This window comes from Leisingera sp. ANG-Vp (genome assembly GCF_000813725.1).
GTDB lineage: Bacteria > Pseudomonadota > Alphaproteobacteria > Rhodobacterales > Rhodobacteraceae > Leisingera.
The window spans coordinates 42582-68517 of sequence record NZ_JWLD01000063.1; the positions used below are offsets into that span (position 1 = coordinate 42582).

15 protein-coding genes are annotated in these 25936 nt (G+C 60.6%); 6 read left to right on the plus strand and 9 right to left on the minus strand.

The genetic code is table 11. The annotated features are described in order from the left end of the window. Window positions 1-196: 196 nt before the first annotated feature. Genes RA20_RS18745 through RA20_RS18760 form a run of 4 tightly spaced genes read right to left on the minus strand, consistent with a single transcriptional unit; the run spans window position 197 to window position 4959 of the window. Window positions 197-1069, minus strand: a complete 873-nt coding sequence (locus RA20_RS18745) for a glycoside hydrolase family 26 protein (RefSeq protein ID WP_241482287.1) — start codon at window positions 1067-1069, stop codon at window positions 197-199. Between the two features lie 53 nt (window positions 1070-1122). Beyond that, window positions 1123-2988 carry a glycosyltransferase family 2 protein gene (locus RA20_RS18750; protein ID WP_039132293.1) on the minus strand — a complete coding sequence of 622 codons (1866 nt, stop codon included), beginning with the start codon at window positions 2986-2988 and terminating at the stop codon, window positions 1123-1125. Further along, window positions 2972-3970, minus strand: coding sequence for a UDP-glucose 4-epimerase GalE (gene galE / locus RA20_RS18755; protein WP_039132295.1), 999 nt, complete (start codon window positions 3968-3970; stop codon window positions 2972-2974). Before galE ends, RA20_RS18750 begins: the two co-directional genes overlap by 17 nt. Next, entirely contained in the window at window positions 3970-4959 is a 990-nt protein-coding gene (locus RA20_RS18760) for a UDP-glucuronic acid decarboxylase family protein (RefSeq protein ID WP_241482288.1), read from the minus strand. Before RA20_RS18760 ends, galE begins: the two co-directional genes overlap by 1 nt. 847 nt (window positions 4960-5806) lie before the next feature. On the opposite strand from RA20_RS18760, the gene RA20_RS18770 reads away from it, so the two are divergent. The 3 genes from RA20_RS18770 (at window position 5807) to RA20_RS18780 (ending at window position 8417) form a co-directional block, all read left to right on the plus strand. After that, a complete protein-coding gene (locus tag RA20_RS18770) occupies window positions 5807-7267 on the plus strand; it encodes a TadE/TadG family type IV pilus assembly protein (protein WP_039132300.1) in 1461 nt (486 codons plus the stop codon). Window positions 7268-7335: 68 nt separating this feature from the next. Continuing rightward, window positions 7336-7776: a TadE family protein gene (locus tag RA20_RS18775; protein WP_241482289.1), complete on the plus strand. Its 441-nt coding sequence runs from the start codon at window positions 7336-7338 to the stop codon at window positions 7774-7776. A 65-nt stretch (window positions 7777-7841) separates the two neighbouring features. After that, window positions 7842-8417, plus strand: a complete 576-nt coding sequence (locus tag RA20_RS18780; protein WP_241482290.1) for a TadE family protein — start codon at window positions 7842-7844, stop codon at window positions 8415-8417. Between the two features lie 159 nt (window positions 8418-8576). Here RA20_RS18780 and RA20_RS18785 read toward each other — a convergent pair whose 3' ends face one another. Then, window positions 8577-9353, minus strand: a complete 777-nt coding sequence (locus RA20_RS18785; protein WP_052249068.1) for a MipA/OmpV family protein — start codon at window positions 9351-9353, stop codon at window positions 8577-8579. Between the two features lie 264 nt (window positions 9354-9617). On the opposite strand from RA20_RS18785, the gene RA20_RS18790 reads away from it, so the two are divergent. Further along, window positions 9618-10466, plus strand: a complete 849-nt coding sequence (locus tag RA20_RS18790) for a LytTR family DNA-binding domain-containing protein (protein ID WP_039132307.1) — start codon at window positions 9618-9620, stop codon at window positions 10464-10466. A gap of 99 nt (window positions 10467-10565) precedes the next feature. On the opposite strand, the gene RA20_RS18795 is transcribed toward RA20_RS18790, so the two are convergent. The 4 genes from RA20_RS18795 to RA20_RS18810 all read right to left on the minus strand — a co-directional run bounded on the left by RA20_RS18795 (window position 10566) and on the right by RA20_RS18810 (window position 15107). After that, entirely contained in the window at window positions 10566-11792 is a 1227-nt protein-coding gene (locus RA20_RS18795; RefSeq protein WP_039132309.1) for an NADH:flavin oxidoreductase/NADH oxidase family protein, read from the minus strand. A 72-nt stretch (window positions 11793-11864) separates the two neighbouring features. Further along, the gene (locus RA20_RS18800) at window positions 11865-13112 is read right to left on the minus strand and encodes an oxidoreductase (RefSeq protein ID WP_342586156.1); all 1248 of its coding nucleotides are present in this window, start codon (window positions 13110-13112) and stop codon (window positions 11865-11867) included. A 61-nt stretch (window positions 13113-13173) separates the two neighbouring features. Next, entirely contained in the window at window positions 13174-13488 is a 315-nt protein-coding gene (locus RA20_RS18805; protein WP_039132314.1) for an ArsR/SmtB family transcription factor, read from the minus strand. Between the two features lie 230 nt (window positions 13489-13718). Beyond that, entirely contained in the window at window positions 13719-15107 is a 1389-nt protein-coding gene (locus RA20_RS18810) for an aminotransferase-like domain-containing protein (protein ID WP_039132316.1), read from the minus strand. A gap of 116 nt (window positions 15108-15223) precedes the next feature. Here RA20_RS18810 and RA20_RS18815 point away from each other — a divergent pair, with 116 nt between their 5' ends. Both RA20_RS18815 and RA20_RS25485 read left to right on the plus strand, forming a co-directional pair. Beyond that, the gene (locus tag RA20_RS18815; RefSeq protein WP_039132318.1) at window positions 15224-16084 is read left to right on the plus strand and encodes a DMT family transporter; all 861 of its coding nucleotides are present in this window, start codon (window positions 15224-15226) and stop codon (window positions 16082-16084) included. A gap of 566 nt (window positions 16085-16650) precedes the next feature. Beyond that, window positions 16651-25851, plus strand: a complete 9201-nt coding sequence (locus tag RA20_RS25485) for an Ig-like domain-containing protein (RefSeq protein ID WP_039132320.1) — start codon at window positions 16651-16653, stop codon at window positions 25849-25851. Window positions 25852-25936 lie beyond the last annotated feature (85 nt).

Sequence of the window (25936 nt, forward strand, 5' to 3'; positions counted from 1 at the left end):
CATTCCAAGATTTTGCGCAGAAAGATGTTGAGATTTGGAAAACTGCGGCGGATTGGCCAGTGCCCGCCGCGAAAAAGCCGCCTCCCTGCGGGAGGCAGCTTGGCTTTAAGGTGTTGAGAACAAACGGCCGCAGGGCAGCGGATTCCGGCTGCCGCGACCAGCGGCCCAGGCGGCGGAATTCCGCCGTTCTGCCGGTTCAGCGATTCAGTTCGGCGGCTTGCGATCCAAGAGCATTGTTGGGGAAACGCCAGTCCGGAAGCCCGTAGCCGTCCGGCCAGGGGTGAACTTCCTGCTGATTGAAATAGACCACCGCCTGAAGTTCCGGAAAGTCTTCAAGATCCTGACGGACATCCTGGTTCCAGCGTTCGACATATTCATCAGTGCCGACATAACCGAGTTCAGCCACCACAATCGGCCGCTCGAACTGCAGGGCCCGCTGGTAGCGCGGAGTGAGTATGTCGCGGAAAGTCTGCTCTTGCCCGAGCACCTCCCGCTCCCATTGCTGCAGGCCGAAGACCGACAGGCCGATCACGTCGGCATAGTCATCCCCGGGGTAATAATCGGCTAAGTCTTCATGGCCCAGCGGCGACCACATGTAGTCGAAGTCATCTGACACCTGGCGGCAGACATCGACCACGCGCCGGTAGGCCTTGATATAGGTGTCGGGGTTCCAGTTGGCCCAGATGAACTGGCCGCTTTCGTCCTCCATCTCCTGCGCCCAGCGAATGGTGACCGGGCTTTGGAACTGGCCGAGCGCTGAGCAGATGGCCCGCATATTGCCGTCATACTGGCCATTTGCGATCCCCTCGATCAGGTGAGCGGGAGTGTTGCGTTCATCCCGGGTCCAGGTCCAGGGCTCGATGGTGACCAGGATCGCCCGATTTCTTTCCGCAGCATAAGTGTCGGCGTCCTGCAGCGAAGGCAGATAGACATCCTCCCAGGGCAGAAACAGGTGTTCGATCTGGACATCCGGATCTTCGGAAAACCGGCCGTCCGGATCGTAAACACCAAACGGCAATTCACCCGGCGGGGCGGCGGAGACCATGGAAAAAGTCCCGGCTACAACCATGGCCAGCGCTGCTGTGGATAATGTTTTGTGCAAGCTAATTCCGTGCTGCCGTGTCATTGTTCATACTCCCGGTCTTGCCCGGGGCCGGTGTCAATCCGGCCCGGGTCGTAAATGAGAATGACTGTCCCTGGTCCGCCCAGCCCGGCGCCTGCTACGGCATATTCCTCGCGAATGATCCGGTAGGGTTCGAGCCCTTTAGATAAGGCGTAAAGGCTTTCAAGCCCGCGCTCGCTGATAGAAACGGCTGCGGTGCAGAAAAGCAGGGGCGGCACCGCCAGCTTTGCCAGCTCTGGAAGCCGCAGCGCCTGCCGTATCCCGCCAGCCGTCCGGTAGTGCTGACCCACGATAACGGCGGCGATAACCGCGTAATAGATACCATTGATCGACGCCAAAAGATAGAAGCCGTGCGCTTCGCGGACGCCTTCTACCAGCAGAACCGGCAGGAAGCAGCCAAGCGCCAGCGCCGCATAGACCGCAACGATGCGGCCCGGCAGGGTAGCCTTTGCCGCATCGCCTTTGGGGGTGATACGGAAGTCAACGAACCCCCCCGCGATCCGGTCCCGCACCGCCATGACGCAGCCCCAGAATACCCAAGGCCATTGAATGCCAAGGAACAGGGTTTTCTCCCAGCTGATCACCTTGCAATCGGCGGGCCGGAAGAAGCCGTCCGCCTTTAGCCGGTATGCCAGCAGGGTCAGGATCAAAACCTGCGGTGCCGCGTGCAGGATAAAGGCAGGATAGGTGACCTCGGCAAAACGGAAGTCAAACAGCAGTGCCAGAACCGGCAGGGCATATAGCAACGCCATGAAACCCGCGAACATCGGATAGAACAGCTGGCAGAACAGAAACAGGAACTTAAGCCTTGGCGTCAGCCGGGCGAAATAGCCGGAGGTGAACTGCAGAAAGATGGTCAGCAGGCTGCGCGACCATTGGAACTCCTGGGTGCAGAGATCGGCAATATTGGCGGGTCCATCGCCCTCGGCAATGGCATTGAAGGCATGCACGCCGCGCCAGCCGCCCGCATTCATCAGCATCGTGGTGGAATGGTCCTCGGCCAGCTCCGGTCCGAGGCCTCCCACGCTGCGCAGCGCTTTGGTGCGCACTGCGTAGTGCGAGCCGATGCACATCGGTGCAAGCAGCGCTGAGTAACCCGCCTGAAATACCCCGTGAAAGGCAGCTTCGGTATGCAGCCGGGTCCGGGCGGCCCAGCTTTGCCCAGCGTTGCGGGCGCAGATGCTTGGCGCGCTGACGTAACCGACCTTCGGGTTGGAAAAGCCGCGCATGATCTCAACAAGATAATTTGGCGACGGCACATGGTCGGCATCCAGCTGCGACACGAAATCATAGTTTTCATAGCCGTAGGTGTCGTAAAAATACGCAAGGTTGCCTTCCTTGCAGCGGGTGCGCCGCGGCCACTCCTTGCGATGATAATCCGCCTGCCCGCGGCGGGTGGATATCCGCACCCCATTGGCCTTGCACCAGGCGATCGTTTCAGGTTCCGGGTCCTCATCTGCCAGCCATGTGTCGTGCGGGTAACTTTGCGCCAGCATCGCCGAAAGCGTGGTTTTCAAGACGGACAGCGGTTCCGAAGGGGTTTTTGTTACGATCATCGCGACACGCGTGGAAGCGGGGTCCGGCGGCTCTCCGGCAGGCACCATGGCCCGGCGGAAAATGGTCACGAACAGCACCTGCAAAAAGAACAGCCAGCCCAGGCCAATGGAGGCGACCCAGTATTGTATACCGCTGATGCGGTGTTCCGGCAGAAACCACCACCCCCAGAACCAAAGGGCAGCAACCACCCAGGCTGCAATCAGAACATGGTACCTCCAGGCCGTCCCTGCATGCAGCAACGGCACAAGCGGTGCCTGCTGCGGCTCAGGGCGGGGCCGATCCGGGACAAGATCAGAGGCAGGCGTCATAACGCACCTCCAGTCCGAATCCGGGTGCGGCGTGGCGGATGATGTCCGGCAGCGCCGAATGCCGGGGGCGGAACCCCAAAAGCCTGGCCGCCAGCGCCGTATCCGCGACCAGTTCGGGCGGATCTCCTGGGCGGCGCGCCCTGGCTTTCCAGGGCACCTGCCGCCCGGTCACGGTCTCGGCAGCCTGGATAATCTGCCGGATCGAATGGCCGGTTCCGGTACCCAGGTTGACGGCAAAGCCGTCGCTGCCGTCAATCAGGCGGCGCAGCGCCAGCACATGCGCCCGCGCCAGATCCGACACGTGGATGTAGTCGCGGATACAGGTGCCGTCGGGCGTATTGTAATCGGTGCCAAACACTTGCAGCGGCGGCGCTATCCCGGCTGCGGCCATCAAAACCAGCGGGATCAGGTGGGTTTCCGGCTCATGGCGCTCGAACAGGCGTCCTTCCGGGTCCGCGCCGCAGGCGTTGAAGTAACGCAGCATGGCAAATTGCAGGCCTGCGGCGGCGGCCTGATCGCGGATCATCTGTTCGCACATCAGCTTGCTGCGGCCGTAGGGGTTTACCGGGCTTTGGCAGCTGGTCTCGGTGATCGGCAGCCTGTCTGGTACCCCGTAGGTGGCGCAGCTGGAGGAAAACACCAGCGTGGAAACGCCGGTCTCCTGCATCGCCTTAAGCAGTGAGATCATGCCGCCGCAATTGAGGTCGTAATACAGGCCGGGTTCTGCAACAGATTCCCCGACATAGGCGGCAGCGGCAAAATGCATCACCGCTATGCAGCGGTGTTTGCGTATCACGGCTGCCACCGCTTCGGGCGCGCGGACATCAAGCTGTTCGAAAGGCCCCCATTTCACCGCGTCCCGGTTGCCGGTGCGCAGATTGTCGAGCACAACCGGCTGATAGCCCGCTTCAGCCAGCTGCAGGCAGGCGTGGCTGCCTATGAAGCCGGCACCGCCGGTCACCAGCACCGCGGGGCGGGTCATCACATGGCCCCCGGAACAATCTTGCCGGAAGCGGCAAGCTCGTTCCTGAAATACCCGATGGTGCGGTCCAGCCCGTCGCTCAGATTGACCCTGGGCTCCCAGCCCAGCCGCGTTCTGGCCCGGGTGATGTCAGGGCGCCGCCGTTTCGGGTCATCTTGCGGCAGGTCGAGATAAGATACCCGGGAGGTGCTGCTGATCTTCTCCAGCACCAGCTCAGCCAGTTTCCCAACCGGCGTCTCTTTTGGGTTGCCGATATTGACAGGCTCAAACTCGCTTGGCGGGCTGTGCATCAGGGCAATGAGCCCGTCGACGGTATCATCCAGATAGCAGAACGAGCGGGTTTGCGAACCATCGCCGAACACTGTGATCCTTTCACCCTGCAGCGCCTGGGTGATGAAGTTGGACACCACCCGGCCATCCTGCGGGTCCATGCCCGGTCCGTAGGAATTGAAGATCCGTGCCACCCGCAGATCGACGCCATGGCATTCGTGATAGTCGTGAAAGATGGTCTCCGCCGCCCGCTTGCCTTCGTCATAGCAGGACCGGGGACCGTAAGTATTCACATTGCCCGCATAGCTTTCCTTCTGCGGGCTTACATGCGGGTCGCCGTAGACTTCAGAAGTGGAGGCTTGCAGGATCCGTGCGCCCGTCGCCCGGGCCAGATCAAGCAGGTTGAAGGCCCCGAACAGGCAGGTTTTCATCGTTTGCAGCGGATCCGCCTGGTACTTCGGCGGCGAAGCCGGACAGGCCAGGTTGAAGATGTACTCGAAAGAACCTTCCAGATTTAGAGGCTTGGAGACATCCTGCCGGAGAAAGGTGAACTTCGGATGGTTCAGATGACCCTCGAGATTGACGAGGCGGCCGCTGGACAAGTCGTCCAGACAGGTCACGTCATAGCCTTTCTGCAAATAGCGCTTGCACAGTTCAGATCCGAGAAATCCAGCGCCGCCGGCCACTAGAACGGATCTGGCGCCGCCCCTCCCGGCCACGGATGAAATGTTTTTGCATGAACCAAGCCGCTTGGTTCCCCGACGTTCCCAGCGATTCATTCGCAGTCCCCTTGCAGAGGCGCGACCCGTCATACTGTGCTCGATCTTTGGCGGACTATCCCTAATTCTTACCCGTCCGCTATGGCCTCTCCGTATGCCGTGGAGTCTTAGTATAACTCTTTTGTAACGCGCATTCCTGCGGACCCCCCATAGGTCCGCCCCCATCCCGCATTAATCTTGGTTGGCCGGAGCAAATGTCAAATTTCCTTGCTGTTAGCCGGCTGGCAGGGGAGCAAAACTTCTACTTAGAGGCGTTCATTTGGCCGATTGCCATGAGGCTGCCCTGCCTGCAGCCCGCTTTATCTTGAGACCGGCTGGGCATAGCCGCCGCAGCTGTCAGGCGTGTTGCCGCGCCATGGCTTCAGTCAACAGCCCGAAGCCGTTTTCAGCCACAGGCTGCGGCGCCGTGGTGGCCGCCAGAGAACTGAGTTTTGCAGGGCCGCCGGAATTTTGACAGCGGTGACTGCATGCTGAGCGGGCATGCCGACTGAACGCTGCCCTTTTATTCTGAGCTTTCAGGCAACTGCACTGCGGCATTGGCCAGCACCGCCGGCACCGCGGATCCAGGGGCGGCAGCGCCGTTTCTATCCACCCGCGTTTCACTTCCGGCCGTTGTTTTGAAGCAAGCGCTGTGACCTTCTTCCTGTGAAGTGCCAAACCAATAAATACAATCCTGAGGTGATTTTTTGACTGCTTGAGATGATGCAGGACGGTTTTCAAACCGCATAACCTGATGAAAGGCCAGGTCCTTAGCATATGGCCCTGCCTATTGGAGCGTAGCGGATTGATGAAGCTGACTAATAAAGCCGGGCAGTTTTCTGCCGAAGACAGCGGCACCATGCTGGTAACCTGGGGGCTGAGTTTTGTGGTGCTGCTCGGGATTGCGGCCCTGTCTTTTGACCTTGGGCGCGCCGGTATCACCCGCAGCGAACTGCAAGCTTTCACGGATAATGTGGCGCTGGCGGCTGCCGGGGAATTGGACGGGAAACAGGATTCAATAACACGTGCCCGTTCGGCAGCCAGGAACCTGATCAGCGACAGCAAGACCTTTGGCAGCGGCGGCAGCCTGCTGAGCGGGGATGCCGACTACACCCTGACATTCTTTTCCGAGCTGCCGGAAGACGACACCGCCGCGGCAACCGCAGTCACAACCGATCCGGAGGAGGCCATTTTCGTGCAGGCGCAAGCAACGCCTAGCACCGTGGAGGCAACCTTCGGAGCGGCCTTTTCCGCGCTCACCGGCAATGCCGGCCCGAACGGGCTGGCGCGCGCGTCTTCCGTGGCGGGATTTACGCAATATGCCTGCGATATCACCCCGCTGATGTTCTGCGTCCCGCCGGGGTTTTCCGCGGATGCCAGTGTTGGGGACATGATCCTTCTGCGCTCCGGCGGCAATGGGGCGGCCTGGGGGCCGGGCGATTTCGGCTTTCTCGATCCGAACAAGATCCGGGTGGATGAGGACGGCCCCTGCGCCGGTCTGAACGGGGCGCAGCTGGATGCCTGCCTGCTGGGAGCCGAGGGCAGCATCACCCAGTGCTTCAGCCAGCGCGGCGTGGACATCGAGCCGGGCCAGAAGGTCGGGATCCGGGATGCCGTCTTCAATGTCCGTTTCGACATCTACACGGCAATCATGAACGGCAAGCGCAACAACCCGGATTACCCGCCAGCGCCAAACGTCATCAAGGGGATAGTCCCTAAGGGTAAGAACGGCAGCTGCATCGGCAACCAGGATGTACAATCGCCGGATACCTTGGGCCTGCCGCGCGACGATTGCTTTGAAAGCGGCGCATGCGCGCGAATTGGCGATGGCAACTGGTCTGCGGGGCGGACCGCTTATGTCGATGCCAACTACGGCGGTGTGGATCCGCACCCCGGCGCGGTCACCCGTTACGACTATTATCTGGCCGAGATAAATGCCGCAGGCGGCCCAGGGGGCAATGGCAGCATCCTGTCGGGCCTGTCCGAAACCGGCCGCCCGGTCTGTTCACCCCACCAGAGCCTGGATGTGAACCGGCGCGTGGTGATCGCCGCCGGAATCGACTGCTCAGCCAACCCGGTGAGCGGCTCCGCCACAGGCGTCCCGGTGGAGGAATTTGTGCGCGTGTTCCTGACCGAGCCCGTGGGAGATGACGGCGCATCGCCGCCGACGCTGGACATCTGGGGCGAGGTGCTTGGCAGTGCGGGCGGTGGCGTGGGCGGTACGGGCGATGCGGGCATTTTCCGCGACGTCGTCCAGCTGTACCGGTGAACTGGATGCGCGGCCTGCAGGATACCCTAGCCAGACTGGCAGCTTTTCGACGGCAGGAGAACGGGGCTGTGCTCGTTGAATTTGCGCTGATGCTTCCGGTGATGCTGCTGGTTTTTGCAGTTATCATAGAGGGCGGCCGGATGATGTGGTCTTATCAGGCAGCCATCTCGGGGGTACGGGATGCGGCCCGCTACCTGGCCCGGGTTGCACCTCAGGATATTTGCACGTCCGGCGGATCGGTCGCCGGCTACACGCCGCAGCTGACTGCGATTGTGCGGGAAAGCATTCAGGGAGATACGCTGTTTCCCTCGAATTTGACCGTTACCTCCGTGGCGCCCAGCCTGACCTGCCAAGCCGGCACCTACCGGGTGTCGCCTTCACCTGTTGTGGAAGTCCGGGCCGGTTTAACGATGACCTTCCCGTTTGCCGGCGTCTTTACCCTCAACGGCGGAAGCCGGCCTGCAATTAATACAGTCATCGCAGATCAAAGCAGGGTGTTCGGCACATGAGGATGCGGGATGGAATACTTGCAATTCTCGACCGGTACCGCAGAGATCAAAGCGGGGCTGCGCTGGTGGAACTGGCCATTGCTCTGCCACTCTTTCTTCTGCTGTTTATGTCGATAATCGATTACGGGCGCATGGCTTTCCACTACGTGGTGGCTGAGCGCGCAATGAATGTCGCTGCCCGCGTGGCCGCCGTGCGCCCGCCTGCCTGCGAAGGAGTCCCGGAGTTTCACGAACGTGACCCAAACAGCAGCGGCACGCTGGCCGGTTTCGGGACGTCCTGCCGGGCAGGCCCGGGTATCTGCCTGGATGCCGGCACCGTGACATGCAGCGGTTCGCCCGAAAACGCGACAGCAAATGAAATCTGGGCATTGATCAGGGGATCAATGCCCAGGGATGCATCAGTCGCAACACTTGCCTTCAGCTACAGCTATGATCAGAACCTTGGGTTCCTAGGGGGGCCGTACACGCCTGTGGTCACAGTCGAACTGCAGAACCAGTCGTTTCAATTCGTGTCGCCGCTGGGAAGGCTCGCAACACTCGCAGGCGCTGCCGGAAATCCGGATCTTGGCGCTGCTGTGCCATTCCCATCCATGAGTGTATCACTGCCGGCTGAAGACCTGGCACTGGGCCAAAACGGCTGACGGGACTGAGATCTTGCGCTTGATTAAGAGCTCCACCCGGCTGGATCCTGGCGGCCTCTTACGCTCCAAAACCATTTGACCCCTCTTTTTGCATGCACAGCGAAAGGCAGCCTAGCTCCGAAGCGCCGCCGCCTTCCGGAAGCCAAGGGGCAGCACATCTCAGAAGCGGAAGAAAACACCGGTTGATATCGAGGTCTGCGTGTCGTCGAAAGCGACCGGGCTGTCCTTTGCGTCGCCCATCAGCTGGGCGTGAGACACACCGAGGTAGAGGCCGGTTCTGTCAGTAAGCGCATAGGCTGCCTGGAGTTCGATGCCGACCCGTTCAAGGCCGGATCCTGTGTCATACTGCGAGAAGCCTGAAGCAGCCGCCTCAGATACTGAAATGCCGTAGAAGGCTTCTGTGTAGGAGCCGTCTGCCCAAGTCATGAAGGGGCGGGCTGACAGCTGCAGGCGCGGGCCGGCCATGGTGGAAAATTCGGCGCCTAAGGTTGCGCGGGTCCCTTCGTGGCCGCCGCTGCTCAGGCCGCGGCTCACTTCGAACTGGAGATCGGCAACCCCAAGCTCGTATTCGGCGAAGGCTGTGAACATGGCGCCGGCCTCGATGTCGTTCAGACCGGTCAGGCGCGTATCATCCGCCGCAATGCGTTCGTCGAAATCGTAGCCCAGTGCGAAGCCAAGGGAGAGGCCGCCGGTATCCTGGCCGCGCAGCGCGTAGACGCCGAGCCCGCGCTGATTGAGGAAGAAGCGGTCCCGCCAGGTCAGGTCGACAATTGGCATGGGAGTCGCGGATGAATTGTCGGAGCCCGGGTAGTCGGGGCTGAAAACGGCGCCGATGCCGACCATGCCTGTGAGGTTCTTATCTTGTGCTGCTGCCTGGCAGGGAGCCAGGAAAATTGCGCCTGCGGCGGCCAGGGTAGGGCCGGAAATCTTGATCATCTGCAATGCCTCTTTGCTCAGCGTCCGTTCGGAGGGAAAGACTGCAGTGCTGCTGCGTCTTTGCCGGTCAGCGCCCCGATAGAGCGCACAACCTGGCCCGCGCAGCCTTAAGTTCGCGGAAGATAAGGAAAAGTACGTGAGTGGTTCGAAGTGATCGCCAGTGGTAGGACCGCGACCGTTCGCGACTTCTCCTGTTTGCCTTCGTTGGCAGTGGCAAGTACGCTCGGGGAACTCGGCAGGCGCTTTTAAACTGAGGCAGAATCTATGTTCCGACCCAATTCGTCACTGTCTGGGCTGGATGACATCATTCGACTGGTGACTGGTTTGGAGAACTTTACCTGGCGGCAGCTGCTGAACTACTGCCTGTGGATATCTGTCGGCATCAGCCTGATGATGGCTCAGTTCGAGCCGGCGGCAACCGCAGGTTTGCCGGTTGGGAGCGTTTTCGCAAACTGGTTTGTTACTTTCTTTTCGGCCAGTTTGTTTATGGCGGCCTGCATTGGCGCAGCGGTTTACCTTGGCCTGCGTCAGCCGTGGCCAGTTGTTGTTGCCATACTGCTGTTGCCGTTTCTGCTGGCTCCGGTTTCCCTGTTTGTTGACATTTCGCAAGGGGTCGATCCGCCTCTGGGCACCTCGGGTTTGGGGTTGGGCGAACGCTTGCTGCAGGAAACCTATGAGCTTGCCCTGCCGTCGGTATCCCTTGCCGCTGCGATTTGTTTGCTTAGCTGGCAAGTGATCAGGGGGCTGCGCCAGAAAGCGGTCACAACAGCGGAACCTGAACCGGAAATTGAGACCTCGGGTCCAATGCTTATGAAGGCCATTTCCGGGGTGCCGCACACGCTTGGCAATGATCTCGTGCGGGTAGAAGCTCAGGATCACTATGTCCGGGTCGTGACCGCCAAAGGCAGTGTGACCCTGAAAATGTCGTTTGCGGATTGCCTTGAAGCTCTTGAGGAGTTTGAAGGAGCCCAGTGCCACCGTTCTCATTGGGTAAGCTTCAGGCACGTAACTTCCATTCAGCGTTCCGGGAGTGCGTATATCTGTGTTCTGGATGACGGTGCGGAAATCCCGCTCAGCCGGCGGCGTCAATCCGAATTCAGGCAGTTTCTTTGAGCCCGCGGCAACAGCAGCGCAGCAGCGCTAGCCGTTTGAAACACCTGGCCGGCCCGTGTTGGACCGGCTCAGGTTGCGGCACCGGCAAGCAGATACAGATCACAGCTTCTGGGCTGCTGCCCATTTCTGTGTCACCCGTTCGATTGCGGCCAAGTATTGCTCATGGCCTTCCACGACAGGCAGAGCAAGGTCGGCTTGTCCTTTCCTGCCGACACGCGCGATCTGAGTGCAGAACCAGCTAAGCACGGCGCCGCGGGGCAGTTCATCTGCCGGCGGAAAGGTTTCTTCGACTGCCGGCGCCCTGCCGATCTCGCCGGAAAGCAGCTTCGCAGCAAAGCCTGGCTCGGTGATGAACGGCCTCCCCATGCCGATCAGGTCGGTCTTGCCGTTTTCAAGTGCGGCGTTCATGACGCTGGCAGAGCGGAAGCCGCCGGTGACCATCAGGGGAATGCTGAGTGCGTCCTTGATTGCGGCCGCATATTCCAGAAAATATGCTTCCCGCATCTGGGTGGAACCGCTTTTCTTTGCGTGGGAATAGGCTTTGGGCTCTTCAAAATTGCCGCCGGATATTTCGATGAAGTCCACACCTTCTGCTTCCAGCATCACTGCCACCTGAACAGATTCTTCGTGATCAAAACCGCCTTTCTGGAAGTCGGACGAGTTCAGCTTGACCGCGACGATGAAGCCCGGCTCAACGGCCGCACGGACTGCCCGCACAACCTCCAGCAGCAGTCGCGCGCGGTTTTCCAGCGCCGCGCCGCCCCAGCGGTCAGTGCGGGTATTGATCCGCGGCGACAAAGAGGAGCTGAGCAGGTAGCCATGCGCCGCGTGGATTTCGACCCCGTCAAACCCGGCATCCTGCGCGATCTTTGCAGAAGCAGCATACTTGCGGAGAAGCTCCGGGATTTGCTCTTCGGTCAGCGGCGCCGGTTTGCCGTAGCCGGGCAGATCAAGGCGGACATCTGAAATCGAGGTTGGATGCGGGTTGACGATTTCCGGTGTTTGCCGTCCTGCATGGGCAAGCTGGACCAGAAAGGCCGCGCCGCCGCTTTTGCCAGCGGCTACAAGCGCGTCAACTTTCCGCATGTCTGTATGTTCATCCAGCACGAAGTTTCCAGCGTGTTCCAGATGCTTCCGGTCGACCGGAGTGTTGCCAGTGATGATGACGCCCGCACCGCCGGCCCCCCATTGCGCAAAGAGGCTGATAAGCGCCTGAGACGGATTGTTGTACGCGTCAGCCAGCGCCTCTGACATGGCGGACTTTACGATGCGGTTCCGGAGCGTGACGCCGTTGGGCAGCGTGAGCGGGTCATTGATGCTGGTCATTTCAGATCCTCCTTGAGGTCAATTAGGAAATTCAGGGCTGCGCCGTAGGCGGCTGGCCTGGCCGGTTACGGGTTACAGGGGAGGGGAAAGCGGGAACTTCTTGCGCCATCTGATGGCGCGCTCATCGTCGCGCGCGTTGTAGAGGCGCATGGCTTCATGCGCGTCCATCGAGAACGCCTTGTCGGTGTCGGTTCCCAGTGCATTGATCCGCATCGTGTACCAGGCCGTGACCCCGCCGTGCGGCGGTGCCTCGAAGCGCGGAAACTGCGGATTGCTGCCGTCGCCATACAGCCAGGTGTTCGCCAGATCCGGCATCAGCACATTGGCACGGGCCAGCCCGCACATGTCCGCCGCGCCGCTGGCCACTGCCTCTGCCGCGTGGTCGCGGGTTTCAAATCCGCCGGTCAGCTGCAGCGGCTTTTTCGTTGCCCCGCGGGCGCGGCGCGCGAACTCGATGAAATAGGGGCCTCCGGAGGAGGGGGCGTCCGAGCTTGCCTTGGCACCCGGGAAATAGGTGCCGCCACTGATGTCGATCAGATCGATCGAGGTGTCATCAAGCATGCGCACAACTTCATAGGCGTCATCTTCGGTCAGGCCGCCCTCCAGTTTGTCGGTCGAGTTGAATTTGATGCTGACCGGATACGCGGGTCCGACGGCCGCGCGGATCGCATCGATAATCATCACGAAGATCTGCGCGCGCGCTTCGATAGAGCCGCCAAACCTGTCGGTGCGCTTGTTGAACAGCGGCGAGATGAACTGGCTTAGCAGGAAGCCGTGGCCGGCATGGATCTGAACGCCGGGGAAGCCGGTTTCCTTGGCAAAGACCGCCGCCTGCGCATAGATCGCAGGCAATGCCTCGATTTCCTCAACCGAAAGCCCGCCGCAGGAAAAACCGGGCAGTTCAAGCGCCGACGGGCCTTTGGGGCGGCTGATCGGCGGATGGGCAAGGGCACCGCAATGGCTGAGCTGCGGCCACAGTTGCGCCCCATGCGCAAGGGTGCGGTCTATCAGGGACTTCAGTGCGTTGCGGTTGCTTTGGGGGCCAAACACCAGATTGCCGGGCTTTTCCGGGTAGTCCGGAAAAATCTGCACTTCGCCAATGATCGCCAAGGCCACGCCGCCTTCAGCCCATCTTTCGTAAAGGCGGGCCTGTGCTCCGGTGGAGTCGCCTTCGCCATCCGCAAGCGAATCCGACATGGCAGTCTTTGTGATGCGGTTTTTCAGCACGATTCCGCAGGGCAGTTCCAGCGGGCTTCTCAAAACGTGGTGACGCGGGGGCGCTTCAGTTGCGGACGTGTGAGTTCCCATTTCTCTCTCCATTCTGAATATCTCGAATTCTCGATATTGAAGCCCGGATGCGGGCCGCTGCTATGCCGGCTGCTCAGTTGCCGGCCTGGGACAGCTCGCTGCCCATCAGAGCCAGGAATTGCTGGATAGCCTCTTCGTCGCGGCGGTAGAATGTCCACTGCCCATGCCGCTCGGACTTTACCAGGCCGGCCGCCTTCAGGTGCCCCATGTAGGTTGAGATCGTCGACTGCGACAGGTTCGCCTTCTCCTGGATGTAGCCTACGCAAACGCCGTCCAGATCCGCATGTTCCGGCAGGGCGGGCGGGAAGTTGGAACGATCCTTGAGCCAGGCCAGAATCTGGCGCCGCACAGGGTTGTTCAGGGCTGCTATCGCTTTTTCAATCTCCATATATCGAGATATCGCGATAAACGTTAGATTCGTCAACCCTGTCTTTTGCGGCTGCAGTAAAAATCTCAGGCGGGGAAGCTATGGGTTCGAAATGCCCGTTCAGGTCATCACAGCGGATGCTTGGATCTCAGGACCCATTGACCTGCGTGTGACTGAACAAGTTGATGACAGGTCCAAGTAGACACTCATCTCGAATAGCCGAGTTTCCCGTTCTCTTGCGGCAAGCAGAGCTATTGGGCAGCACTCATCAGTTCGCGCAGTATCGTTACATGAGTGTTTTCGGTCATCTGGCTGACGTTGAACCGTAGAAATGAGTTCTTGGATTGAGTGGGGCTGAAGACATTCCCGGGAGCGAAGACAACGTTATGCTGGAGGCCTGCCCGAGCGACCTTTGCAGCATCCTTTCCGTCGGGAAGCTCACACCAAAGATAAAACCCGCCTCTAGGCATCACAAAAGGCCTTATGCCCAAAGTGGCCAGCTCAGTCATGGAGTTTGCGCGGGCTCGATCCAGCTTATCCCTGAGCGCCTCCATATGTTTGCGATAGCTGCCATCGGTGAGTGCCGAGTACAGCAACTCTGAAACCGTCGGGCTGGGGCCGCCGAAGCTGGTTGCGACCTGAAGGTCGGTCAGGGCCGCAATCCAATCCGGACGCGCGGCTATGTAACCGCAGCGCAGCGATGCTGACAGAGTCTTCGAGAAGCTCCCTATCGTGAGAACCCGGTTCAGCCCATCCAGTGAGGCGAGGCGCGGCGACAGATTGGGTTCAAACTCAGAGAAGATGGCATCCTCTACAATGCGCAAATCATAGGCTTCGGCCAACGACAGCACACGGTGCGCAGTTGCTGCAGCGATTGTCGCGCCTGTTGGATTATGCAGCGCCGAGTTGGTCAGATAGAGCCGTGGGCGCTCTTTTCTAAGCACGCTTTCGAATACGGCAAGGTCGGGGCCGCTGGGGGTGTAGGGGACACTGACAATGGTGATCTGATGCGCTCTCAGCAGAGCCTGAAAGTTAAAATAGCACGGATCGTCCACCAAAACCGTATCACCTGGCTTGAGCAGCAGTCTGCAAATCAAGTCCAGCGCCTGCGATCCCGAGTTCGTAAGCAAAACAGTGTCGGGGCCAAGTTCAATACCTTGGCCGCATAGCATCCGTGCCACATGCCCGCGAAGGCCGGAATGTCCCTGTGCGCTGCAGTAATCCGTGAGCAAACTTCCTTCACTGCGTGCCACACGGCGCATGGCGCGCCGAAGCGACTCGACAGGCATCCAATCAGCCGGCATCCAGCCGCATCCGGGCTTTGCCATGTTATCTCCGGCATCAATAGATTGCCGGGCCACCCACAGCGGATCAATTTCCCGCTCAAGCTGCGGCCCGGTCTGCGACACGACGAATGGCTGAACACGGTCCGCTACAAAAAAACCAGAGCCGCGCCGGGCAAAAATTACCCCTTCAGCAGCTAGGACATCATAGGCCTCTACTACTGTCGATGGTGATACTCCCAGCCGGGAAGCAAGGCCCCGCACCGAAGGCAGTTTGTCGCCTGAACCAAGCACACGGGACCGGATACGGCGCCTGATATGCTCCATCACAAGGGTGCGGCGGGTTGCTAAGGCCATGTGCGAATTTCTCTGTGCGGGTCAATTGAGTAATACAGTTTGATGAAATTGTACTGTTCTGTAACTGCATTTGCCACTTCGTAATAGCTACAAGGTCCAAAAAGGATGTTTCAGTGATGACCTCTTCATTCTCCGGCTGGGGCAGCGGATTGCTCGGTGTGTTGATCTTCAGTGGATCGCTCCCCGCCACACGGGTGGCCGTTGGCGGTCTGGATCCGCTCTTTCTGACATCCGCCCGTGCGGTACTGGCTGCCGCACTTGCACTTTTGCTGCTGGCTTTGTTCAAAGAAAAGCAACCATCGCGAGCGGATTTGAATTCCCTTGTGATTGTGGCTTTCGGCGTGGTGATCGGTTTTCCGCTATTTACAGCCTTGGCCTTGCAGCACATCACAGCCGCGCATTCGATCGTTTTTATCGGCCTCTTGCCGTTGGCCACCGCTGCCTTTGGTGTGCTGAGGGGCGGAGAGCGCCCGGCCGGATTGTTCTGGGTGTTCTCCGTCTTGGGCAGTGCGGCAGTTGTTGGCTTTGCGCTAAGCCAAAGCGCTGATGCGTCGCTTATCGGTGACGGCCTGATGGTCGCAGCTATCCTCGCATGCGGGTTGGGCTACGCGGAAGGAGCACAGCTGTCGCGGCAACTGGGCGGGTGGCAGGTAATCTCCTGGGCGCTTGTCCTTTCCCTGCCGTTTATGGCTGTTTTAGCGGCTTTGTCATGGCCAGCCACATTGAGCGGGCTGAGCTTCCAGGTCTGGCTCAGTCTCGGCTATGTCTCGGTCTTTTCGATGCTGGTGGGGTTTGTCTTCTGGTATCGCGGTCTAGCACTGGGGGGCACAGCAGGTGTCGGGCAGCTGCAGCTCCTTCAGCCGTTCTTTGGCCTGATCCTCGCAGCGGTCTTGCTGGCAGAGCCGATTGCTTCATCCATGATCAGGGTCACGATCTTTGTGGTGATATGCGTGGCAGGGGCTAAACGCTTCTCCTGATGGCCTACAGGCGGAAAACAGTCGGTTCGCAGGTTTTTAAAGAGTTGCTGTTCCGTGCCGTCAGCCCCGGAGGAGGCGTTCGGTTTGCGGCCGTTCGATGGTCCGGCCGGCTCTGGCTGAGTAAGCTCGCCATTGAAACTCCCCGGTAGGCTGCTTCAATGGCGAGGAGCCGCATCTTTTGCCTGTGAGGCCTGCTGCAAAGGTGCCGGGTTTGCATTCTATTGAAGCATGCTCTTGGCACTTCGTGCCCCTATTGGCCGCTTTTTCATCAGCCAAAAGCAAGCGGTGCTGTGCTCTATACCAAAGGTTTATGCGCTCCATGCCAATGGTTTATTCGCTTCAGTACTTGGTTTATTGCGGCCGCGCCGGGCCCTGTGGCAGGTGTGTTGACGACGGTGCAGAAGCACCGCGGGTGCAGTGCTGAGGCAGGGCGCTAGGCAGAGAACAAGCCAAGCTGAATATTATGACAAGGCGCTTTTGGGGCGCCTTATTTTGTCTGCGGTGCAAGCGTTCTCTGATCACAACGGATGATGTCCCGCAACGCCGGGCAGCGCAGGAGAGAACGGGTGGTCAAAACTGTCACGACGGATGCCGGAGCCTTTGCGGTTTACGAAGCCTATCTGCGGGCAGCCGAAGGCGGCAGCGAGCCTCTGCTGGATCTGAGCGATGCAGGTTTTTACGGCAGCAGCGGCAAGGGAATGACCGCGGCCCAGATGCAGCAGGAAAACATCGATATCTCAGCGGCGCTGCTGGCTGGCGAGCAAGGGTACGGCGGTGCCAACCCGCTGTCGGTGGAGGCCGTCAGCCAGATCGCGGACTCGCTGCTGGCGCAGGTCAACCAGGTTTCCGGCCTGACGGCAGAGCCCAATGCCAATTTCACCGATGCCGAACTGCAGGCGCGGGCGGACCAGCTGTCCGCCGACATGCTGGCGGAGTTCCAGGCGCAGATTGCGGCCAATCCCGCCGTCGAAGTGGTGTTGCCCAGTACGCCGGAGCAGGAAGCCCAATTCAACCAGGGCGTGGCCAACGCAATTAAGGATCTCGCCGATGCGCGGAGCTTCTTTCAAAAGCTCGCGGCAGGCGATACCAGCCCCGAAGTGATCGGGCTGACGGTTGCGGCGGCAGTAAAAACGGCGACCAGCATTCTGGCGGTTCTGCCGCTGCCTCCGGCAGCCAAGGCGGCGGTAAACATCGTCAACTTTGCCACCTACCTGGCACCAGGCATTGCTGCAGCGGTGAAAGGCGATGGCGATCCTGCCACATTGCTGACCATTGGCCTGCAGATGGCGGCCTCGGTTTTGAGCTGGGGGGTGTCCGACTATTTCTTCGACTATATTGCCCCGATCATTGTTTCGGCGGCTGCCAACGCCGAAATGGGAGCCGACGGCCTGATCGACCTGTCGCCGACAGCGATTACTCAGGGGCTGGTCGAAGCGGCGGTGCATGACAACGGCGGCACCCTGCCGGACTGGTGGTACACAGCAACCGGCGGCAACAGCGGAAGTTTCGATCAAACCTATCAAAAAGCGCAGGCAATTGCGGATGCATATGGCGGATTTGACAGCGGCAGCTTCATGGCCGGGCTGTCGGCGCAGATCCGGGCGCAATACGGCAGCTATGGGAAGTATTATCAGGAACTGACGCTGGACTTAAATTCCAACCTGGGCGCGACACGGTATTACTTTGCGTACAACGGGGTTTGGGAAACCCGGCCGATTTTCTCTGCATCAAACGTCATTTTTCCGGGCGTAGACCCCAACACCACCAATCCTTGGGACCTGATCCGCGTCATCAATGGGCCCACCGCGATCAACGGCGGATTGTACATTCTGGAAAAGGACACCGCTGTTTTCACCACCAGCGATAATGTGGACATCGTGTACGCGCCGGCCGGGCGGCCGGTCAATCTGCTGGCGGGCGATGACACGTTCAACTTTGCCCAGGATGCCGCGGGCGGAACCGGCGTCAGCCCCTATTACCAGACTGTCACCGCCGGGCTGATTGACGGCGGCGGCGGTTTTGACACCATGAGCCTCACCGGGCTGACCGAAGGCAATGCCAAGGGCTACACCGGTGACATGGCGATCACCCATAACACTGTGGGGTATGTCAGAGGCCCGTTTTACGGGCTGGACGCATCAAACTTCCGCACAATTGCCACCCATCAGAATTTCGAGGAATTCCACACCAGCAACCTGCGCCTGTTCGACATGCGCCAGTCCGCCCATGCGGTGAAACTGGTCACAGAGAACGCGTTTGACGGCGTTTCACACGCTGATGTTTTCGGGTCGGCGTTTGGCGACACGCTGATCATCGACACCGGCCGCAGCGTAACAGCGCGGGTGACGCTTTGGCAGGGGGAGGTCACTTCGGTCAGCTATGGCGACAACAGCAACCAGCTGGTTTCGGTCGATGCAGGCGCCGGCCACGACTATGTGGCGGGCGAGCTGGTCAACGGCGCGGCCTATCAGGGCGGAGCGGGCGTGGATACGTTTGAGATCTTGACGCCGGACGTCAACCGCGCGCCAGAACCCGGTGTCATTGCCAACACCTATTTTGTGACCTCTCTGGACCTGGAAACCGGGGCCACATGGATGCGGGCCCACGCGGTGGGGAACTCAATCCACACCTGGATCACCACGCCGCATTATGACGTTTTGGTGCATACCGACACCACGGCGACCGTTCAGGGGTTCGAATGGGCCGTTGGCAGCCAGTACAGCGATATCATTTATGCGCAGAACGCCGGTTCCCGCATCCGCGGCCAGGCGGGTAATGATACACTGCACGGGCGCGATGGCCGGGATCAGCTCTATGGCGGCGACGGCCATGACTCGCTGCTTGGCGGCGGCGGCAGCGACCGGCTGCAGGGCGGCACCGGCAACGACACGCTGGACGGCGGCGCAGGCCGCGACGTCATCCTTGGCGGCGGCGGCAATGACGTCATCACCGACCTGCAGGGCGCCAACCTGATTTCCGGCGGAGCAAGCAATGACAGCATCACGACGGGGGATGCGGCGAACGAGATCTTTGGCGGTGACGGGTATGATACCATCACTGCCGGCAACGGCGGCAACACGATCTCTGGCGGCGCAGGCAATGACCGCATCACCACCGGCAGCGGCAACGACAGTGTCGATCTCGGCGCGGGAGTGGATGAAGTCTTTGCCGGAGCAGGTGACGACACTGTCACTGACAGCTGGGGTCCTGGCGCTCTGGTTTCGTATTACGACCGTCTAACATTTCAGCCTGTGTACCGCAGTGCCACCGTGGATGGCGGCGAAGGGTACGATGTTCTGACCCTGGACATGACAGGCTCTTCGATGGTTTTTGCCGACATCGGCACTTTCCAGTCCGCCAGCTTTTCCTACGATTTTGTCACTGGCGTCAGCCAAGGCACTCTGCCCACCAGCTATGTCAATTTCGAGGAAATCCATCTGACCGGCGGCAATATCACCGTCGATATGGTGGACTGGCTGGATTATGAGCCGGATTTCCGGCCGTCGATCGCAGGCCATGCGCTCGACAACGCCATCGGCACCGGCAGCGGCCATGACAACGTGGCGCTGGGGGCGGGCAATGACACCTATTACGCAGGCCTTGGCAATGACACCCTTGCCGGGGAAAGCGATTACGACACGCTCGACTACAGCCGTCTGGACGCAGGTTACACCGTCGATTTCTCCGGTCTGGACGCCAATGGCGACGGCACTATCCGCATCCTGAACGGCGACGGAACGCTGGCTGCCACCGACAGGGTTTCCGGCTTTGAGGCAATCATCGGAACCGGGCACGGCGAGGCGATCTCGCTGGATACGGGCGACAACGAGCTGCGCGGCGGCGGCGGCAATGACACCCTGCGCGGCGGTGCGGGCAATGACCGTTTCCTGTTTGGCCTGAACGACGGCGCCGATGTGCTGGCGGATGCGGCGATTGGCGACGTGCTGGTGTTCGAGGGTCCCGACGGCAGCACCGCGCCCGTTCTGGCACGCAGCGGCAGCGCTGGCAACTACACCTATACCGTCACCTTCGGCAGCACTACGGCCACCTTCACGTCGCCGGATCTGCTGGACCTCAATTCAGCCGCCGCCAGCGCAGGCGGCACCACCACCTGGCAGATGACCGTAGTGGACGGCACGCTGGTTGCGCGCGATGACAGCGGCACGGGCTTCAGCACCGATGAGGACACGGTGCTGACCACCGGTGATGTGCTGGCCAATGACACTGATCCGGGCATTGCCAATGTGCAGATCGTGTCCTTTGACGCGGTCTCGGCACATGGCGCCACGGTCACGCGGGTGCCGGGCACCGGCCAGTTCACTTATGATCCGGCCGATCTCTTTGACGGGCTGATCGACGGGCAGTCGGCCACCGATACCTTTACCTACACCATCACGGACGGCACCACGACGACCACCGCCACCGTCACCATCGATATCGCAGGCTTCACCGATAACCCGGTGGCCTATGCCGACGCTGTCACCACCAACGAGGACACGGCGCTGACGTTTGATGCGCTGGCCAATGACCTGGACCCGGGCGCGCAGGATGCGGTGGTCACCCAGTATGACAGCACCGGCACTGGCGGCGGCACGGTGGCCTATAACGGCGACGGCACTTTCACCTATACGCCGGGCGCGGCCTATAACAGCCTGAAGGCCGGCGAAACCGGCACCGATACCTTTACCTACACGCTGGACGACGGACGCTATGCCTCCACCACCACCGTCACGGTGACGGTAACCGGGGTCGATGACCTCTTTACCGCGCAGGACGACAGCCGGGTGGTGCTGGAGGACCAGGTCCTGACGCTCGATGTGCTGGCCAATGACACCGACCCCGACGGCGATCCCGTCAGCCTGGTCAGCGTCGGCACCCCCAACGCGGGCACCGCCGAGATCGTTGGCGGCCAGATAGTCTATACCCCGCCTCTGAACTACAACGGACCGGTCTCCTTCACCTATGACGCCACCGACGGGGTGAGCACCCAGACAGCCACAGTGTCGCTGAACTATGTGGCGGTGGATGATGCGCCGACCATCGTGAATGACGCTGTCACCGCAACCATCGGCCGCGGGCCGGTGGTGATTGATGCGCTGGCCAATGATTTCGACCCGGAAGGCGGCGCGCTGACAATATGGGGGGCACACGCCTGGTCCTCGTCCGCCGGGGCAGTTCAGATCATCGACAACCAGATCGTCTGGAACCCGGCATCGCACATCGGGCCGGGAACCTACCAGCTGTACTACGGTATCCGGGATGACGCGGGCCATATTGGCTATGGCGGGCAAATCGACGTCACACTGATAGACGAGCAAGCCCCCTATGCAGTTAATTACGTTGTTCAAGGTTCGGAAGATGCACCGCTTACGGTTTCCGGCACTGCGTCCTTTTTCGACCGAAATGGCGATACGCTGACGGTTGTCAGCATTCAGACCGAGAACATTGCCAATGCAACAGTGGCTGACAATGGAGACGGGACGTTTACGGTCACCCCGGATTCCAACTTTGTCGGGACTGTATATGTGCCAGTGGTTGTCTCGGACGGCATCCACGAAGTGGCGCACACCCAGCAGGTCCTGTTCAACAACACCTATGATCCGATCACTCTGCACGAAGACATCTACCGCGTCCGCCCGGATGAGCTGCTGACCGTCAGTACCGTGGATCTGCTGGCCAATGACGTCAATCCTGACGGTGCCCTGAATGGCTTTGTGTCATCAGCCGGGTTTGGGGTGAACGGCACTGTTACCGGCTTCGCCGGCGAGAGCCAGTCCGCCAATTACGCCAGCCACAGCCACCCGGGAATTATGACCGGCCCCAGCGCCATCATCCTGTCGCAAGCAGGCGGCCGGGTCAACTTCACACCGGATGCCGGGTTCCACGGGATCGCCACCTTCGAATACAACTTCTTTGAACGAGCGATTTACGCCTATACGCCTGTCAACGGCACCGTCACAGTCTATGTCGACAATGACGTGGCGGCTGCGGATGACACCGCCACGACCGCCGAGGACACTGCCGTCGTCATCAATGTGCTGGCCAACGACAGCGACGCCGACGGCGACGCAATGGTGGTGCACCGGGTGGACCAGCCCGCCAATGGCAATGCCGAGGTGCTGCCGGACGGGACGATCCGCTATACTCCTGACGCCAATTTCAACGGCACCGAGACGATCACCTATCACGTGGGGTCTCAGTATCAGCCGGAAAATGCCGCCAGCACCGCAACCATCACCGTCACGGTGACCCCGGTCGCCGATCCGATCACCGCGGTGGATGACAGTGTCACCACGGCAGAGGATCAGCAGGTGGTCCTGGACCTGGCAGCGAACGACCTCAACCCCGAGGGCTACAGCGGCGCGGTTCTGTCCGTTGGCACCCCGGCGCACGGCTCCATCGTGCAGAACGGCCAGACCTTCACCTACGTGCCGGATGCCGATTTCAATGGCAGCGACAGCTTCAGCTACACCCGCGAGGACGGGCTGGGCGGCACCACCACAGCAACCGTCACCGTCAATGTGACCGGGGTGAATGACGCGCCGGCGGCCAATGCCGACAGTGTGACAGTGGCAGAGGACGGCAGCCTGACCTTTGATCCGCGCGCCAATGACAGCGATCCGGAAGGCACCGCGCTCAGTGTTACCGCCCTGGGCACGCCCGCCCATGGCACCGCGCAGATCAACGCCGACGGCACCGTGACCTATGTGCCGGATGCCAACTACTTCGGCAGCGACAGTTTCACCTATGTGGTGAGCGACGGTGAGCTGACCGCGACCGCCACCATCACCGTGGCCGTGCAGCCGGTGCAGGACGCTCCAGTTGCCGTGAACGACAGCGCAGCAACTGCGGAAGACAGCGCCGTTGTGATCAACGTCATCGCAAACGACACAGAGCTGGACGGCGAGACCCTGACCGTGACCGCTGTCACCGGTGCTGCCAACGGCCAGGTGCAGTTCAGCGGCGGCCAGATCACCTATACGCCCGGTGCCGATTTCAACGGCACCGAGCAACTGGCCTATACTGTCTCGGACGGCAAGGGCGGCACCGCTTCAGCAACGGTGGACATCACCGTGACGCCGGTGAACGATGCGCCGGTTGTGGTGAATGACACCTCCTCGGCAGTGCAAAGCGCCACCCAGACGCTGAACCCGCTGGCCAATGACAGCGATGTGGACGGCGGCCAGCTGCACATCACCGCCCTGAACGGCACGGCGCTGCAGCCGGGACAGTTTATAAGCTTGGCCAGCGGCGCGCTGGTGTTCCTGAACAGCGACGGCACCGTCAGCTTCTTCCCGAGCGGCAATTACGACCACCTGGCGCAGGACGAAACCGCGGCCGAGACCATCAGCTACACTGTATCCGACGGGGCGGGCGGCACCTCCTCCGGCACAATCCAGTTCACCGTGACCGGCATCAACGACGCCCCGGCCATTAAACCGGACAGTGCCGTCACGCAGGAAGACACCGCCCTGACGGTGAACGTTCTGGGCAATGCTCATGACGCCGAGGGGCATGCACTGAGCCTGACTGGAGTTGTCTACCCGGCCAACGGCACGGTGAGCTTCAGCCCAGATGGCACCATAACTTACACCCCCAACCCGGATTTCTTCGGTACTGAGCAGATCACCTATGCGATTGGCGATGCTCACGGTGCGGTCAATACGGCAACGCTGACGGTCACCGTAACCCCGGTGAACGATCTGCCGGTTGCGGCAGATGATGCGGTTTCCACCAATGAGGATACCGCCGTCACCATTGATGTGCTGGGTAATGACAGCGACGTGGAAACAGCGTCTCTGCTGATCACCGGCACAGGGCAAGGGGCAAACGGCACGGTGGAAATCGTGAGCGGCCAACTGGTCTATACGCCCGATACCAATTTCCATGGCACCGATACATTCACCTACACAGTGAGCGACGGGCAGGGCGCCACGTCACAGGCCGTTGTGACAGTTACGGTGGCACCAGTGAACGACGCACCGGTAGCGGTCGGCGATACCGCGGCGACAACCGAGGACAGCCCCGTCACCCTGGCGCCACTGGCCAATGACAGCGATCCTGAGGGGAGTGCGCTTACGGTCACTGCTCTGGATGGCACTTCGGTTGCGGCGGGCGGCAGCGTCACCCTGGGCAGCGGTGCCATCGTCAGGCTGAACCAAGACGGTACAGTCACTTTCGATCCTAACGGCGCCTTTGATGCGCTGCCAGAAGGCGGCGCTCCGGCGGTTGTCCAGGTGCCCTATACTTTCGCGGATGCGGACGGGCTGACCGCTTCGGGGGTGATTGAAATCACCGTGACAGGGGTGAATGACCCTGCGGTGTTTTCCGGGCCGCGGAGTGCCGCGATGTCAGAGGATGGCAGCGGGGCGCACGGCCGGATCATCGTTGCTGACCCAGACAGCCCGGCACAGATGGCCCCGGGCAGTTTCACCGGCAGCTATGGCAGCCTCAGCCTGTCAGCGGACGGAAGCTGGTCCTACACGCGGACGGCTGCGCTGGATTACCTGGAGCCTGGGCAAAGCGTGACCGACAGTTTTGCGCTGGCAGCAGCGGATGGAACCTCCACTGTGCTGGAGATCACCATCGAGGGCGCACTGGACCACCTGGTCATCACTGGCACCGCTGGCGATGAAAGCCTGTCAGGCGGCACTGGCAACGACACCATCACCGGCCTGGGCGGCGATGACACAATCGCAGGAGGCGCAGGCTTTGATTATGCTGCCTATCTGGGCAACAGCGACGAGTTTGCTTTTGCTTTCTCTGCAGATGGCAGCGGCATCACGGTGACAGACACCAATTCCTTGGATGGGCTGGATGAAGGCGTTGATCTGCTGTTGGCTGGCACCGACGCAATCATTTTCGCTGACGGCGCGGTCGGCGAGATCACCTGGCAGGGCGGCCAGCCGGTGTCGATGGATCTGCGCAAGGATGGCCAATGGGTCCACCGGCTGAAGGAAACCGTCGATGGCAGCGGCAAGAGTGTGACTTATCTGGACGGTGCCGTCGCAACCGTCACTTATACCGACTCCGGCGCCGATGGCGGCGCAGCTCTTTGGGCATCGCGTGTGCAGACCTTCAACCTAAACGGCCAAGTAGCGCACACCGAAATTGTTTACGATGATGGCACCACCCGCACGGTCAGCAACAGTTTCGAAAACGGGTTGCTCACAGGGCGCACTATCACCGATGGTTCCGGCAGTGCTAGCGGCGCCCGCTGGCAGAGCGTCCAGCACAGTCTGGATGCCGGCGGCAATGTGGTGGGGGCCGAAATCCTTTTTGATGACGGTACCACCCGCAGCAAGCAGAACGTCTATGCAGATAGCATCCGGACCATGGAGAGCCTTACTGACGGGTCCGGCGCACAGAGCAGCGCCAAGTGGCAGCAGCTGGTGCGCAGCTTGGATGCGGATGGGAATGTTCTGCGGGCTGAGGTCACTTATGACGATGGCACCACGCGGGTTGCGGAGAACCGCTATAGCGGCGGTGTGCTGGTGAGCCGGATCATGACCGACGGCACCGGCGAGCAAAGCAGCGCGGCCTGGAGCCGCCAGGAACAGTATTTCGGTTCCGACGGCAGCCTGCAGCGCAAAGTGACACTCCGTGATAGCGGCGACCGCGTCACCAGCCTGTTTGAGTCAGGCGTTCTGACACACCAGACCTACGAGGATTTAAACGGTGATCAGCGGTTTGAAAGCAGAACCACAACCTTTGCCCCGGACGGCTCCATTATCGACACTGCCTTCGTCTGGGATGTGATCGGGTGATCCGAACCAGCCTAAAAAGCGTTTCTTTCCAAGGAGATTGTTTACCGTAAGACAAGAAGCAAGCCGTTTGGGCGCGGCTTGCTGC